Origin of the sequence: Geminisphaera colitermitum TAV2 (assembly GCF_000171235.2) — a bacterium.
Classification (GTDB): Bacteria; Verrucomicrobiota; Verrucomicrobiia; order Opitutales; family Opitutaceae; genus Geminisphaera; species Geminisphaera colitermitum.
Window position 1 is genome coordinate 1 of sequence record NZ_ABEA03000013.1, and the last position, 13,846, is coordinate 13,846.

A 13,846-nucleotide genomic window follows, 5' to 3' on the forward strand; every position below is an offset into this window, starting at 1 on the left:
CCCCCCGGCCAGCACAAAACCGACCTGGCAAGCGCATGGCCGGAAATTTGGGAACTTTCTTCGTGCCATCGCCGCCCGCTCGTGGCACGGTGAACCTTTTCTCATGAACATCCACGAGTATCAGGCAAAAGCGTTGTTCCAGAAATACGGAGTTCCCGCCCCCAAGGGCATCCCCGTCAAGTCACCGGCGGAGTTCAAGACCGCCCTCGCGGAGTTTCCCCCCGGCCCCGTTGTCGTGAAATCCCAAATACACGCAGGCGGACGCGGCAAAGGCGTCTTCACCGACGGCTTCAAAGGCGGCGTCAAATTCGCCCAAAACAAGGACGACGCCCTCGAATATGCCAAAAAGATGTTTGGCAACACCCTCGTCACCGCGCAGACCGGCCCCGCCGGCCGCAAGGTTCACACCGTTTACTTCACCGAGGCGTGCAAAATTCGCAACGAATACTACCTCGCCATCCTCCTTGACCGCACCACCTCCAAGCCCGTCATCGTCGCCTCCACCGAAGGCGGCATCGAAATCGAGAAAGTCGCCAAGGAGACGCCGGACAAAATCTTCAAGGTTTTGATCGACCCGGCCTTCGGCCTCGCCGACTTCGAAGTGCGCGAACTCATCTTCGACCTCGGCCTCAATCCCGCCGAGTCCAAGAACGCCGCCAAACTGATAAAGAACCTCTACCAAATGTTCTGGGAGACCGACGCCTCCATGGTCGAAGTCAACCCACTCGTCACCACCATGGACGACCAGGTGCTCGCCCTCGACGCCAAGGTCTCCTTCGACGACAACGCCCTCTTCCGCCACCCCGAGATCGTTGCCTACCGCGATCTCAACGAAGAGGACCCCAAGGAGATCGAAGCCTCCAAGTTCAACCTCTCCTACATCGCGCTCGACGGCAACATTGCCTGCCTCGTCAACGGAGCCGGCCTCGCCATGAGCACCATGGACATCATCAAACACTACGGCGGCAACCCCGCCAACTTCCTCGACGTCGGCGGCGGCGCGACCAAGGAACAAGTCGTCGCCGCCTTCAAGATCATCCTCGGCGACAAAAACGTGAAAGGCATTTTCGTGAACATCTTTGGTGGCATCATGGACTGCAACGTCATCGCCACCGGCATCGTCGAAGCCGTGAAGGAAACCGGACTCAAGCTCCCGCTCGTTGTCCGCCTCGAAGGCAACAACGTCGCCGCCGGCAAGGCCACCCTTGCCTCCTCCGGCCTCACCATCGTCAGCGGTGACAGCATGGCCGACGCCGCCCAGAAAATCGTCAAACTCGTCGCCTGAACCTAACCACCAACACACATTTTCCTCCCATGGCCATTCTCATCACACCAGAAACCAAGGTCCTCGTCCAAGGCATCACCGGTGACTTCGGCGGACGTCACGCCAAGCTCTCCCTCGACTACGGCACCAAGATCGTCGCCGGCGTCACTCCCGGCAAAGGCGGCCAGTTCTTCATCCACGAGAACCACAAAGTTCCCATCTTCAACACCGTGAAGGACGCCGTGAAGGCGACCGGCGCCACCGTCTCCGCCGTCTTTGTGCCGCCGCCCTTTGCCGCCGACGCCATCCTCGAAGGCGTCGATGCCGGACTCGACCTCGTTGTCACCATCACCGAAGGCATTCCGATCAAGGATATGGTTCGCGTAAAACGTGCCATGCAGCGCACCACGCAGAGCAGCAAAACCCGCCTTGTCGGTCCCAACTGCCCCGGCCTCGTATGCCCCGGCGAAGGCAAGGACTCCAAGGGCGGCTGCCGCATCGGCATTGCCCCCGGCTACATCAACAAGAAGGGCCACGTCGGCGTTGTCTCCCGCTCCGGCACCCTCACCTACGAAGCCGTTTACCAGCTCACCACCAAGGGTATTGGACAAAGCACTACCGTTGGCATCGGCGGCGATCCCGTCAACGGCACCTCGCACCTCGACGTCATCAAACTCTTCAACGAAGACCCCGACACCCACGGCATCATCCTTATCGGTGAAATCGGCGGTAACGCCGAAGTCGAAGCCGCGCGCTGGATCAAGAAACACTGCAAGAAACCCGTTGCCGGCTTCATCGCCGGGGCCACCGCGCCCGCAGGACGCCGCATGGGACACGCCGGTGCCATCGTGGGCGGAGCCGAGGATACCGCCGCCGCCAAGATCGCCGTCTTCAAGGAATGCGGCATCGAAGTCGCCGAGACGCCCAGCGACATGGCCGACGCCCTCCTCCGCGCCGCCAATGCCAAAGGCGTGAAACTGTCCTGAAAAAATTAACCACAGAAGACTCCGGCTGGCTCCAAACCAAGCCGGGGTAATGGCCGCAAAGAGGCGCAAAAGGCGCAAAAATTCTGACACCCTTTGCCCTCTTCTTTTTTTTGCGTCTTTTGTGCCTCTTTGCGGCTATTAATTCCGAAACCACACCACAACCTGCTCCCATGCGCCACTGTGTTTACCCCGGAACATTTGATCCGATCACCTACGGGCACCTTGACGTGCTCGCCCGCGCCACGCGGATATTCGACAAAGTGACGATCGCCATTGCGAACGACAATTCCGCCAAGGCTCCGCTCTTCAGCGCCGCCGAACGGCTCGAACTCCTGCGCGCCAACACCCGGCAATTCGACAACGTCACGACCGCGATTTTCAGCGGGCTGCTCGTGGATTTTGCCCGCGAGCAGGAAGCGTGTGCCATCATCCGCGGATTGCGGGCGCTCTCGGATTTCGAGTTCGAGTTCAACATGGCGCTCATGAACCGGCATCTTGAGCCGGGCGTGGAGACCTTCTTCGTCATGCCGCGCGGCGCATACAGCTTCACCAGTTCCTCGCTGGTCAAGCAGGTGGCGCGTTACGGAGGCGACGTCAGCCACTTCGTTCCCCCCGATGTCGCCGCCGCGCTACGGCGCGCCTATCACGAAGGAAAACGGGGCTCCTGACCTGCCTCCAAGGACTCTAGGAATTGCTCAAGACAAGCACCTCCGGCATGCCTTCGACATAAGGCCATAAGCCCGGAGTTCTTGGCTCACTTCTTGGCCTGTGGCGTCGCTTTCGGCTTTGGCTGCGCCTCAGACTCCGGCGGCAGCGATTTGTAGCTGTAGGAGCGCGGACCGACCTTGTAGCGCACGCGGCCATTGCTCACTTCGTCCAGCCAGTTGTTCTGGCCCTTGATGAAGGCCTCGCCGCCTTCCTGCCCGAGTTGGCCGGTGATTTGTTCACGGGTTTGCTCGGCCAGAAGTTTGAGCGACTCGCGTTTGGTCGCCAGGTCCATGTCCTTCGCGTCGATGATCTGGCGGGCGGCCTGTGCTGTCGTGTCGCGCAAATCGTAAAGTTGCGTTGCGGCCGTCGGCTCCAAGCCCAGGCGGTTGGTTAACTGTCGCAGTTGCCGGAACTCCCAATCCTGCGACCGCTCGTAGTCCTTGTAGCGATCCTCGCCGAGCACGACCTTGAGCTGCGCATTCATCGCCTCCTCGGCTGCATTGCGCTGCTTCCAGTATTCCTGCCCCGCGTTGTTGCGATGCGGGAAATCGCGGTCGAATTCCGAGCGCAGTTCGTGGATCGCTCGAAATTCCTCCTCCGCCGGGCCAAACGCCACCAGATCCCAGCGCATTTGCTGTGTGGTTTGCGAATTTCGCAGATCGTATTCGCGCATCTCCTCCGGAGTGAGAATCTGGGCCAGTTCGCGACGACGCTCGGCTTCGAGATATTTCACCTTCTCCTCGTCGCTCGGCAGCATGTAGCCGCGCGCCTCGCGCCGGATATGCTCCATCATCGCCCCGTAATCCTCCGCGATTTGCTTCGCGGCTTCACGTTTTTCGGAAGGGATCGGGTTGTTGTCCGGTTTGCCCGATGTGTTGGGCGCGTCGCCGAGAAGCTCCTTGCGCAGCGCCGCCTTCTCCCGCCGCAGATCGATGAGCGCCAGCCGCTGGTCAAGCGTCACGCCGTCATTCTCATAATAGTTGTGCTGGTTTTCCCAATACTGAAACTCCCGGCGTTTGGGGCGCAGCGCCTCCTCGCGTTCGCGGAACCGGTCGTTGATCTCCGCATTGATGATCGCGCGAACCAGCCGGTCGGGCACGCCCGCCTTGCGCAGATTTTCCGTGTAAGTCGGCAAGTCCGTGCTGACGGCCGCCGCCAGTGCATCCGCAGCCGGCAGACGCTGGCGGGCGGCGGCTCGCGGCGAACCGGACTGAATCGCCGCCGCCTTCGCTCGATCACCCGTGACCGCTGAAGGCACCGAGGGGCGAAGCGCCACATAGCCGACGAGGGCGGCGTTGGCCGCGACAGAAATAACGAGAAAAAGGGCAAGGCGGGGAAAGCGGGCGGGCGTCATGAAATGTGAGGGTTAACCTCGCCAGTAAAAACAATCGCCCCACGCGTCGCAAGTATCCCCTCCCTGCGTCCCGTGTTTTTTTACTGGCGTTGCACTGGGTTAATCATTTGTGATTGATAAATAATAAACGATCATGTTCGCTCACGAACGCCACCAAACCATTCTCGACACGCTCCAGAAACGTTCCCCGCTTACGGTCCCTGAGCTGGAGAAGATATTGAACGCGTCGCCTGCCACCGTGCGGCGTGATCTCACCTTTCTCGAAAAAATCGGCAAGATCATCCGCACCCACGGCGGCGTGCTTCATCCCGACCATGTGCAGGGTGAGATTTCCTTTGACCGCAAAAGTCGCGCCGCCCTCAACGCCAAGATCGCCCTCGCCACCGAGGCCGCCGCTCTCGCCAAGGCGGGGGACACCGTGTTCGTTGACGCCGGCACCACCACGCTCGAAGTGGGACGTCGTCTGCTGGAGATCGACGGACTCACGATCTTCACCAACTCGATCCCGCTCCTTAACGAACGTTCCGGAGGGGCGGGAAGGGCAGGCGCCCGTCTCGTCGCGCTCGGTGGCGAAGTGCGCAGTGTGAGCCTCGCGCTCGTTGGCTCCGGAGCCTTGGAGTGGGTGAATCGCATCCGGCCCGACATCGCCTTCCTTGGTGCCTCCGGCATCGACGCCACCGGCGGCCCCTGCACCACCGAACTCTTCGAAGCCGAGGTCAAGAGCGCGGTCATCGCCCGCGCCAGCCGTTCCGTCCTCCTCGCCGACGCCTCCAAATGGGAAAAGACCGCGGCCATTCGTTACGCCGATTGGTCGCAAGTCCATGACGTGTTCACCAACCGCACGCCCGACAAATCCATCCGCACCCGACTCGCCCAGAACAACGTGAAACTACACGTCGTGACAAAATAACTACAGACGAACTCCAACCCTCCCCCCCCCCCCCCCCCCCCACACACATGCACGAACCTCCGCTCCAAACCATTGACGGCGCTCCCTCCTGGACTTTTGGCAGCGACCGCGTCGAAGCCAGCCTGACGCGCGATGGCGGACACCTCGCGCCCGTCCGTTTTCAGACCGCCCGCGGCATCGTGCAACCCTTCGCCATTGCTCCCTGGGCAACCGATCCCATTCCTCCCGCCGACGCCAACGTTCTGCGCACCCTGCGCGGCGATTTTTTCTGCGCGCCCTTCGGCGGCAACGAAACCCCGTGGCGCGGCGAACGCCATCCAGGACACGGCGAGACGGCCACCGCACGTTGGGAATTTGCCGGACAACGCATTCTGCCCGACGGTATCGAATTTTCAACGACACTCGCGCCCCGCATCCGCCCCGGTCGCGTTACCAAGCGAATTTTCCTCCGGCACGACGAAACCAACATCTACCTCCGCCACGAACTGCGCGGCTTCACCGGTCCGATGTGCCTCGGCCATCATGCCATGCTCGCCTTTCCGGAAGAAGCCGGTCCCGGCCACATCCAACTCAGCCCCTGGCATCACGGGCGCGTCTGCCCCGTGCCGTTCGAGAACCCGGAGCAAGGCGGCTACACCTCGCTCAAAACCGGCGCGCCCTTCCGCAACCTCGCCCGCGTGCCGCTCGCCGCCGGGGGCGACGCCGACCTCACCACCTATCCCGCGCGTCCCGGTTACGAAGACCTCGTCATGGTCTCCGCCCGCCAATCCTCCCGCGCCAACGCACAAAACATCGCCTGGAGCACCGTCACGTATCCGAAAGCCGGTTACGTCTGGTTTGCGCTCAAGGACCCGCGCGTCCTCGCCTCCACCGTGCTCTGGCATTCCAACGGCGGACGCCATTACGCGCCTTGGTCGGGACGCCACCGGCGCGTCCTCGGCATCGAGGACGTCACCAGTTATTTTCACCTCGGCCTCGCGCCTTCCGCCGCGCCCAATCCGCTCTCCCGCGCCGGGGTGCCGACGGTTCTCCGCCTCCAGCGCAACCGTCCGCTGGTGGTCAATTACATCATGGGCATCATCGCCCTCCCGCGCGGATTTGACCGTGATCGCATCAAAACCCTGCGCCCTGTCCCCGCCCCCACCGGGGCGCACATCGAACTCACCTCTGTATCCGGAAAAACACTCCGCCACGCCGTCAACCTCGACTTCCTTCACCAAACCATCTCTTCATGACCAAACGCCTCGACCAGAAAATCGCCCGCATTCGCAACGGACAGGCCACCGCCGCCGACTTCATCATCGCTGACGCCAAGGACGCCGACATGGCCTTTGGCGTCACCGCCCCCGGTCCCGCATCCACCGCCTGCTCCGGCGGGCGCGACGGACGCCATTGCTACACCGAGTCCACCGCCGCCTGTTGGAAAACCCTCGCCGACTACCGCGAGCAAATCCGCGAAGTCATCCGCCAGGACGTCGTGGACATCATGCTCCTCTCGGCCTCCAACCTCGAACAACTCGGCATGACGGAAAAACTTTTTCAAAACTCCGCCATCACCCCCGCCGCCCGCGCCAACGACACCACCGACATCTGGGCCGTGCGCGGCGGCAAATACGCCAGCCACCCCTCGCGCGCCTTCCGCACCGCCTCGCTCGATCACATCAAATACGGCACCCTCCCCCCCCCCCCCCCCGCTCCGGCCCGCGACTACACCGTGCCCGCCCACGGCGCGGACCTTGGCCTCTACTCGATCACCTTCACCAACAACATCGACTGGGATTACTACGCACTCGAAAATTTCCACGCCTTCCGTCACGAGGCCGAGGCGAAGCACTTCCGCTACTTCCTCGAAGTGTTCAACCCCAACGTAAACCCCGCCATCCCCGACCGCACCGTCGCCGCCTTCCTCAACGACCACATTGTGCGCACCCTTGCCGGAGTGACCAGCAGCGGACGCCCGCTCTTCCTCAAAATCCCCTACAACGGTCCCGGTCCGCTCGAAGAACTCGTGGCCTACGATCCCAACGTCATTGTCGGCATCCTCGGCGGCAGCGCCGGCACCACGCTCGACGCCTTCCAACTCATCCACGACGCGCAAAAATACGGCGCCCGCGTCGCCCTCTTCGGACGCAAAATCAACCTCTCCGAACATCCGCTGACCTTCATCCAATACCTGCGCCGCATCACCGATGGCGACATCGCCCCCGTCGAGGCCGTCAAGGCCTACCACGCCGACCTCGCGCGTCTTGGCATCAAACCCCAGCGCCACCTCAGCGCCGACCTCCGCCAAACCAACACCATCCAGAGCTATCGCTGAAAAAAATTAGGAATTAGAAATTAGAAATTAGAAAAACGAACCCATGCACACGAACACCTCAAAACATCCACACTCCAAAGCGACGGCGAAGCCGCCCGCACTTCCTAATTCCTAATTTTTACTTCCTAATTTTTCCCATGCTTCGCTCCCAAATCAACCGTGCCTACCGCGACGCCCTCGCCTGCTTCGCCCGTCACCACTGGGTTCTCCCGCCCAACCCGCAATGGGACATCACCGACTTCGGACTCGGTGACTTTGAACGCCACGGCCTCACGCTCATCAACCTCGCCGCCGAACCCGAATACTGCGAGAAGCTCATGTATGCGCGACGCGGCCAAACCACGCCCTGTCACACGCACGCGAAGAAAAAAGAGGACATTATCTGCCGCGCCGGAGAACTCACGCTGGCGCTGAACGCCCAACGCCCAACGTCGAACATCCAACATCCACCTTTGGAAATTCCGATCACTGTATCCGTAAACGGAATACCCATGACGCTGCCCGCCAGCCAACTCCTCGTCCTGCCCGCGGGCCATCGCGTGACGCTTACGCCCGGCATCTGGCACGCCTTCTGGCCGACGAGTGACGAGTGCATCATCGGCGAAGTCAGCACCGCCAACGACGATGTAAACGACAACCTCTTCCTCGACCCCGCCGTCGGACGCTATCCCGGCATCGACGAAGACGAACCCGCCGCCATCCGCCTCCTCTCGGAAAAATGACTCCCCCCCCCCCCCCCCCGGGGTCTGGAATCCTTGCCGCAGGCAACTGGCTGGTTGACCACGTCAAAACCCTCGACGCCTGGCCGCCGCAGGACGCGCTTGCCAACATCCTCGCCGAGTCGTGGGGCAATGGCGGCTCGCCTTACAACATTCTCAAAGACATCTCCAAACTTCACGCGCTCCAGCCCGCGTATCCGCTGACTGGCATCGGACTCGTTGGCGACGACCCCGACGGACGCCGCATTCTCGCCGATTGCCGCGCACACGGCATCGACACCGCGCAACTCCGCGCCACGCCCGACGCCCCCACTTCTTACAGCGACGTGATGACGGACTCACAAACCGGACGCCGCACCTTTTTCCACCAGCGCGGCGCCAACGCCCGCCTTGCCTCCGAACACTTCGACTTCGCCACTCCGCGCGCCACCGCTGCGAAGATTTTCCATATCGGTTACATCCTCCTGCTCGACACCCTCGATCAACTCACACCCTCCGGCCAGCCTCGCATCTGCGACGTTCTCCGCCGCGCCCGTGCCGCCGGACTCCTCACCTCGCTCGATTGTGTGAGCGAAAACTCCGATCGTTTCCAAACCATTGTCCGCCCCGCGTTGCCTGACGTGGACATCCTTTTCGTAAACGACTTCGAAGCCGGAAAACTCACCGGTATTGATCTTCACACTACAAGCACAACCGATTCCATCGACCGCTCCGCCGTCGAACGCGCCCTCCGGTCCATCGCCGCGCTTGGCGTGCGCCGCTGGATCATCTTTCACGCTCCTTCCGCAGCCTGCGCCGCCGCGCCCGACGGCACGCTCCATTGGCAGCCCAGCCTTCGCGTTCCATCCGCCGCGATCCGCGGCACCGCCGGCGCGGGCGACGCCTTTGCCGCAGGCGTTTTGCATGGTTTGCACGAAGACTGGTCCATTGCCGACGCCCTCCGCCTCGGCGTCTGCACGGCGGCGGCTTGTCTGGCGAGCCCCACTTGTTCCGACAGCATCCTCCCTCTTGCCGAAACCCTCGCCCTCGCGGAGTCGCACGGCTTCCGTCCGTTGTAGCCAGTCCTGCATCAGGGAGCGGCGGTCTCCAGGCCGCCGGACGAGGCGCACCGCGCCTCGCCTCAGGGAGTAAGGTGGTTTCAAACAGGCGACGCTTCGCGTCGTCCGGCGGCCTGGAGTCCGCCGCTCCACCAAGACACTCCGCGTAACATCAGTCGCCGATGCGGTCTTCTTCCCAGCGTGCGCTGTTGGGCGGAAAGACGGATGCGGGCGCGGCGCGTTTTAGGATTTTTTCGCGGTTGGCGGGGTTACGGAGGTCGTCGCCAAAGAGAGTGTTCATCACGGTCTGGTCTGGATTGAGCCAGTAAAAGGCGGAGGTGATGTCGTGCGGATAGGGACGGTCGGGGTTTTGTTTGGTGCCAACCCACTGGCGGTTGGCGACGGTGGAGGCGAATGAATCCAAGATGGGTTCGCGGAAGGCGGGCAGGAGCGATGGATCGAGGGTGCAGGCATAGGCCATGATGTAGCGAAGGTTGTTGCCCGCCAGTCCGCCGGCGCGCGGAGTCTGGGTGCGCGTGCGTGAGGGGCTGTGCACGAAGGCGCGGTATTCGGAACGGTAGAGATTGTCCGCAGTGTAGCGGGCGGCGGCGATGATGTTCTGGCGGATGTCGTCGCGGTGCGTGAGTTTCCAAGCCTCGATCATGCCTGCGGTCTGAAAGGCGACCATGAAGGAGAGTTCGCCAGCCTTGACGTCGCCGCCGGTCTGGTTGGCGCGCAGGGGACGGAGCCAGACGCCGTGGCCTTCGGCCTTGAGGAGCACGTTGTCGGCGAGGCGATTGAGGGCGGCAAGGTAACGGTCGTCCGCCGTGGCGCGCCAGGCGGCGGCGAGATTGACAAGGGTCCATCCTGGCTCGCGGGCGGTGATGTATTTGTAGCGGGGATTGGTGACGAGGGGATCAGTGAGGAGGCGGTCGGTGATTTTGCGTCCGGCTTCGAGGGCGCGGGGATCGCCGGTGAGTTGGTGGTTTTGGAAAAAGCTGGTGACGCGGATGTGGCCGGGGGTGCTTCTGCCGAGAAAAAATTCGTCGTCTTTGCGTCCGCCGTTGGGGAGGTGCATGTCGGTCTCCGCGCCGGGCGTATAGTAGCCGCCGGTGTGCCCGACGGAGTGTTTCCATTTGAGGCCGATGCGGGTGGGGTCGGCGTGGTGGTTGATGATGTCGATGTCGCGCAGGTGCGTGGCCTGGCGGACGGCTTCACGAAACATCTCCGGGTCTTGGAAACGGAGGGCCTGACGGAAGAGGTCGGCGGGGAGGTCGTATTCGTGGTTGCACCAGTTGTATCGGCGTTCGCCATACCAGTCGCCCCAGTTGAGCAGGCCATACCAGCGGTTTTCCTTTTGCTGGTCGAAGTAGGAGCGGGTGGCGGCAAGGAAGGCGCGATCCCAATCGTCGAAGAGGCCGCCGCTCATGGGAGGCAGCATGGGGTCGTCGATTTGGGTGGCGTTGATGTAATCGAGGGGAGGGAGGACAACGGGGAGGGTTTGCAGGGCGCGTGCAATGGTGTGCGCGGAATCGGGCGAGGGTGCCCAGCCGATGAAGAGGCGATGGGATTTTTCCACGCCCTGGCGGACTTCGTAGGCGCCGGTGCGGAGGTAGTAATACCAGATTTGTTCGTCCTTGCGGCTGGCGTAGGGATTGGTGGAGGAGAGGGTGAGGGTGGGGAAGAGGTCGATGTCGAAGCCGTCTCCTGCCGGGGCTGCGCTGAAGGCTTTGGGCCATTGTTGCCAGAAGTCGCGGACGGTGGCGTAGGCGGTGCTTGTGGCGGATGCGGAGGGTGAATCGGGCGTGGCGAGGAGGATGCCTTCGGCGCGGGCGCCGGTGGCGTTGGCGGTTTCAATGGTCCAGGCGTTGTCTTCGTGCTGAAAAAGTCGTTGGCCGGGAAGGAGGTGGCGGGATTCGGTCGTGAGCTGGAGTGTGGTCCGGCTGGCGGACGCGGGTGCGAAGCGAACGGGGATGCAGGCGGAGCGGAAGCGTTGCATTTCGCGTTCGCGGTTTTTTGCAGGGTCTTCGCTGAGCGGGGCGAGGGCATGGTCGATTTCAACGTGGGTGGCTCCGGCGTACAGCGTGAGGAGAATGTCGAAACGTCCGTAACCGGCGGGGGAGGGGGGGGGCTGCGGGCGGGACGCCCGCGCCACGATGGAATCCGGTGGCGCGGATGACGGTGCGCAGGGGGCCGGTTTCGAGGAGTTCGAGGGTATCGATGCGGGCGGTGAGGCTGGCGCCGTCATCGGTGGTGAGTTGCGAGAGGGTGAAGGTGAGCGCGGGGTTGTCGGCAAGGGTGAGCCGCGCCGTGGCGGTGGCGCGGTCGAGCGCGAAGGTGAAATCGCCGGTGCGAATTTCAAGCGCGGCGACCGGACCGGTGTTGGGTGTGCGCGTGAGTCGGAGGGCGGAGGGAACAGGGGGGAGGGGGGCGTTTTTGCGAATCACGAACGTTCGCGTCGCATCAGACGGGAGGGGGGAGGGGGGGGGAGGGCAGGTGACTTGCGCCCACTGGATGGAGCCGTCCGGCCAGCGGTTGAGGGCGTGCCATTGCTGGGGAGGGGTGGTTGCACCGTCTTGAATGTGAACGTCGTCGGTGGAGGCGAGGGCTCCGCGTGCGAAGGGGATGCTGAAGGTAACGGGCGTGGTGTAGTTGTCGGGTAGATACGTCTTGAGCGCGATGGGTTCGGCAGGGGATGCACCTGTGAGTGAGATCGTGGCGAGTGTGATGGCCAAAAGGCGCAGTTGCGCGGTGAGCGCGTGAGCTGAGATCATGGTTATTCGAAGGTTTCGTTTTCGCCGAGAGTGGTGAAGTAGCAGTCGGTGTTCATGTAGGCGGCCTGAGTCTCGGGAATGTGTTTGGTGAAATAGGCGTCGTCCTTGGCGGCGACGTGGAAGTCGGCGAAGAGGGTGTTGGCGCGGTTGGAGTGGCGACGGTGGATGCGTTGATTGGCGGTGGAGTTGGGCGTGGGATTGATGCCGTAGCCTTGGGTGGGGCGGTTGTATTTTTCAGAATAGCTTTTCCAGATGCTGTCTGCGATGAGGAAAAAATCGGATGGGTTTTCAATGGCGGTGAGCGGGGTGTCGAGGTGGCGGTCGTCCCCCCATTTGCCGCCGGGGCGCATCCACATTCTCATGCCGTAGGTGAGGCCGCCGTTGTCGTCGATTTTATCCTTGGGATCGGTGATGTCGGCGTCGCGGGTGGGAAAGATCGAGGGGCAGTAAAAGACGTCACGGCTTTTGATAATATTCAGGGCGTAAAGGCGATAGGTCCAGTAGCGGTCGGCTTCGCTTTTGGTGGTCCCTTGCTTGAGGTCGCGCGGGGGGAGTTTGCCGTTGTTTTCAACGGCAAAGAGGGCCAGTGCTCCGCCGAGTCCGCGAAGGTTGCTGATGCAGCGGGCGGTTTGCGCGCTTTTGCGGGCTTTGCCAACGACCGGGATCATGATCGCGGCAAGGATGCCGATGATGGCGACCACGGTGAGGAGTTCGATGAGTGTAAAGCCGGTGTGGATACGGCAGCGGGAATCAGCGTGTGTGTTCATGGCGCGCGCGGGGGGGGGGGGGAGGGGAGTTGGGGGAAACGGTTGCTGGCGTCATGCTTTGCGATGACGGCGTGCGATGAGGCCGAGGGCAAGCGCGGCGAGGCCGGCGAACGTGGCCCAGGTGGAGGCTTCGGGCACGGGGGCGAACGGGTTGGTATCGTAGAATCCGATACTGTCGATGCGCAGGGATGCGCCTGCGGTGGCCGTCGTGGGAATCAGGCTGCGAATGTCGAATTTATTGAAGGTATCCCCGTAGCCGGAAAATGTGAAACTGGATACAACAGTGTGGCCATCAAGATAGATGGAGGCGGTTTTGTCGGTCAGATTGATTCCAAAGGTGAAGGTGTGCCATTGCTTGTCGGTGTATTTGATGTCGGTGCCGATGCTGGCGGTCTTGGTGTCAATGTTGGTGGTTGAGCCGCCGACAGTGGGCACATAAGCGACTCTGAATACGTCAAGGTCATCACGGAACAGGATGGTGACGATATTGTTGGTGCCGTCACCGAAGCGAATCTGCGGACGGTTGGTCGAATTCAGGTCTGTGTTTGTGAAGTTGGCCTGGACGGAGAATTGCACCCAGTAAGTGCCGGTGACGGGGACGTCCGAAAAGGTGCGGGAGGCTGATATTTCGGTGGTGGTGGTTCCGAGTTCGACGTATTTTGTGCCGGAGTGGGCGACACCTGTGGCGTCGGCAACCAGAGTGGTTGTGCTGGATGTCCAGACAGATGTTCCACCGGAGACGGTCTGGAGGCGTCCGTTTTGGTAGGTGTCGAAGTTGTCACCGATGATGAGCGCGGCGCGCGAGTCGTGGGCGAAGGCGGCGGCAAGGGCAAAAAACGCGACGATGGCGGCGCGGCGGATGTTGGATTGGATGAAGTGTGTTTTCATTGGGTTCACAGGGTGGTTCATAAGATGGCCAAGTGGCCCTAATCTGGGAAACGCAGACGGGGTGTAAAACTGCGCGATACTTTCATCGTAAAGTAAAACGAGGCGCAGTCCGTGTTGCGAGG

13 protein-coding genes are annotated in these 13,846 nt (G+C 62.2%); 8 read left to right on the forward strand and 5 right to left on the reverse strand.

Annotation, left to right across the window (positions count from 1 at the left end; translation table 11 throughout):
• The first annotated feature begins 103 nt into the window (after window positions 1-103).
• The 3 genes from sucC (at window position 104) to coaD (ending at window position 2,918) form a co-directional block, all read left to right on the forward strand.
• Window positions 104-1,285, forward strand: a complete 1,182-nt coding sequence (gene sucC, locus OBACDRAFT_RS01985) for an ADP-forming succinate--CoA ligase subunit beta (protein ID WP_043582456.1) — start codon at window positions 104-106, stop codon at window positions 1,283-1,285.
• Between the two features lie 29 nt (window positions 1,286-1,314).
• Window positions 1,315-2,250, forward strand: coding sequence for a succinate--CoA ligase subunit alpha (gene sucD / locus OBACDRAFT_RS01990; protein ID WP_043582438.1), 936 nt, complete (start codon window positions 1,315-1,317; stop codon window positions 2,248-2,250).
• 170 nt (window positions 2,251-2,420) lie between these two features.
• A complete protein-coding gene (gene coaD, locus OBACDRAFT_RS01995) occupies window positions 2,421-2,918 on the forward strand; it encodes a pantetheine-phosphate adenylyltransferase (protein ID WP_043582439.1) in 498 nt (165 codons plus the stop codon).
• Window positions 2,919-3,004: 86 nt separating this feature from the next.
• Here coaD and OBACDRAFT_RS02000 read toward each other — a convergent pair whose 3' ends face one another.
• Complete coding sequence (locus OBACDRAFT_RS02000; RefSeq protein ID WP_052360852.1) at window positions 3,005-4,312, reverse strand: hypothetical protein; 1,308 nt, start codon at window positions 4,310-4,312, stop codon at window positions 3,005-3,007.
• A gap of 133 nt (window positions 4,313-4,445) precedes the next feature.
• Here OBACDRAFT_RS02000 and OBACDRAFT_RS02005 point away from each other — a divergent pair, with 133 nt between their 5' ends.
• The 5 genes from OBACDRAFT_RS02005 (at window position 4,446) to OBACDRAFT_RS02025 (ending at window position 9,316) form a co-directional block, all read left to right on the forward strand.
• Window positions 4,446-5,222, forward strand: coding sequence for a DeoR/GlpR family DNA-binding transcription regulator (locus OBACDRAFT_RS02005; protein WP_043582440.1), 777 nt, complete (start codon window positions 4,446-4,448; stop codon window positions 5,220-5,222).
• 47 nt (window positions 5,223-5,269) lie between these two features.
• On the forward strand, window positions 5,270-6,457 hold the full coding sequence (locus OBACDRAFT_RS24810; RefSeq protein ID WP_052360854.1) for a hypothetical protein: 1,188 nt from the start codon (window positions 5,270-5,272) through the stop codon (window positions 6,455-6,457).
• Window positions 6,454-7,539 (forward strand): beta/alpha barrel domain-containing protein, encoded by a 1,086-nt coding sequence (locus OBACDRAFT_RS02015; RefSeq protein WP_043582441.1) that lies wholly within the window; start codon window positions 6,454-6,456, stop codon window positions 7,537-7,539. Before OBACDRAFT_RS24810 ends, OBACDRAFT_RS02015 begins: the two co-directional genes overlap by 4 nt.
• Window positions 7,540-7,676: 137 nt before the next feature.
• Window positions 7,677-8,261: a D-lyxose/D-mannose family sugar isomerase gene (locus OBACDRAFT_RS02020; RefSeq protein WP_043582442.1), complete on the forward strand. Its 585-nt coding sequence runs from the start codon at window positions 7,677-7,679 to the stop codon at window positions 8,259-8,261.
• Entirely contained in the window at window positions 8,258-9,316 is a 1,059-nt protein-coding gene (locus tag OBACDRAFT_RS02025) for a carbohydrate kinase family protein (protein ID WP_043582443.1), read from the forward strand. Before OBACDRAFT_RS02020 ends, OBACDRAFT_RS02025 begins: the two co-directional genes overlap by 4 nt.
• A 151-nt stretch (window positions 9,317-9,467) precedes the next feature.
• Here OBACDRAFT_RS02025 and OBACDRAFT_RS02030 read toward each other — a convergent pair whose 3' ends face one another.
• The 4 genes from OBACDRAFT_RS02030 to OBACDRAFT_RS02045 are packed head-to-tail and all read right to left on the reverse strand — an operon-like array spanning window position 9,468 to window position 13,724.
• On the reverse strand, window positions 9,468-11,450 hold the full coding sequence (locus OBACDRAFT_RS02030) for a glycoside hydrolase family 88 protein (RefSeq protein WP_043582444.1): 1,983 nt from the start codon (window positions 11,448-11,450) through the stop codon (window positions 9,468-9,470).
• On the reverse strand, window positions 11,353-12,069 hold the full coding sequence (locus OBACDRAFT_RS28810) for an RIFT barrel domain-containing protein (protein WP_043582445.1): 717 nt from the start codon (window positions 12,067-12,069) through the stop codon (window positions 11,353-11,355). Before OBACDRAFT_RS28810 ends, OBACDRAFT_RS02030 begins: the two co-directional genes overlap by 98 nt.
• Before the next feature lie 2 nt (window positions 12,070-12,071).
• The gene (locus tag OBACDRAFT_RS02040; RefSeq protein ID WP_043582446.1) at window positions 12,072-12,836 is read right to left on the reverse strand and encodes a prepilin-type N-terminal cleavage/methylation domain-containing protein; all 765 of its coding nucleotides are present in this window, start codon (window positions 12,834-12,836) and stop codon (window positions 12,072-12,074) included.
• Window positions 12,837-12,887: 51 nt separating this feature from the next.
• Window positions 12,888-13,724, reverse strand: coding sequence for a hypothetical protein (locus tag OBACDRAFT_RS02045; protein ID WP_043582447.1), 837 nt, complete (start codon window positions 13,722-13,724; stop codon window positions 12,888-12,890).
• Window positions 13,725-13,846 lie beyond the last annotated feature (122 nt).

Bases quoted from the DNA above. Each gene is read 5' to 3' on its own strand.
- sucC (WP_043582456.1), top strand. From the start codon at position 104: ATGAACATCCACGAGTATCAGGCAAAAGCGTTGTTCCAGAAATACGGA.
- sucD (WP_043582438.1), top strand. From the start codon at position 1,315: ATGGCCATTCTCATCACACCAGAAACCAAGGTCCTCGTCCAAGGCATC.
- coaD (WP_043582439.1), top strand. From the start codon at position 2,421: ATGCGCCACTGTGTTTACCCCGGAACATTTGATCCGATCACCTACGGG.
- OBACDRAFT_RS02000 (WP_052360852.1), bottom strand. From the start codon at position 4,312: ATGACGCCCGCCCGCTTTCCCCGCCTTGCCCTTTTTCTCGTTATTTCT.
- OBACDRAFT_RS02005 (WP_043582440.1), top strand. From the start codon at position 4,446: ATGTTCGCTCACGAACGCCACCAAACCATTCTCGACACGCTCCAGAAA.
- OBACDRAFT_RS24810 (WP_052360854.1), top strand. From the start codon at position 5,270: ATGCACGAACCTCCGCTCCAAACCATTGACGGCGCTCCCTCCTGGACT.
- OBACDRAFT_RS02015 (WP_043582441.1), top strand. From the start codon at position 6,454: ATGACCAAACGCCTCGACCAGAAAATCGCCCGCATTCGCAACGGACAG.
- OBACDRAFT_RS02020 (WP_043582442.1), top strand. From the start codon at position 7,677: ATGCTTCGCTCCCAAATCAACCGTGCCTACCGCGACGCCCTCGCCTGC.
- OBACDRAFT_RS02025 (WP_043582443.1), top strand. From the start codon at position 8,258: ATGACTCCCCCCCCCCCCCCCCCGGGGTCTGGAATCCTTGCCGCAGGC.
- OBACDRAFT_RS28810 (WP_043582445.1), bottom strand. From the start codon at position 12,069: ATGATCTCAGCTCACGCGCTCACCGCGCAACTGCGCCTTTTGGCCATC.
- OBACDRAFT_RS02040 (WP_043582446.1), bottom strand. From the start codon at position 12,836: ATGAACACACACGCTGATTCCCGCTGCCGTATCCACACCGGCTTTACA.
- OBACDRAFT_RS02045 (WP_043582447.1), bottom strand. From the start codon at position 13,724: ATGAAAACACACTTCATCCAATCCAACATCCGCCGCGCCGCCATCGTC.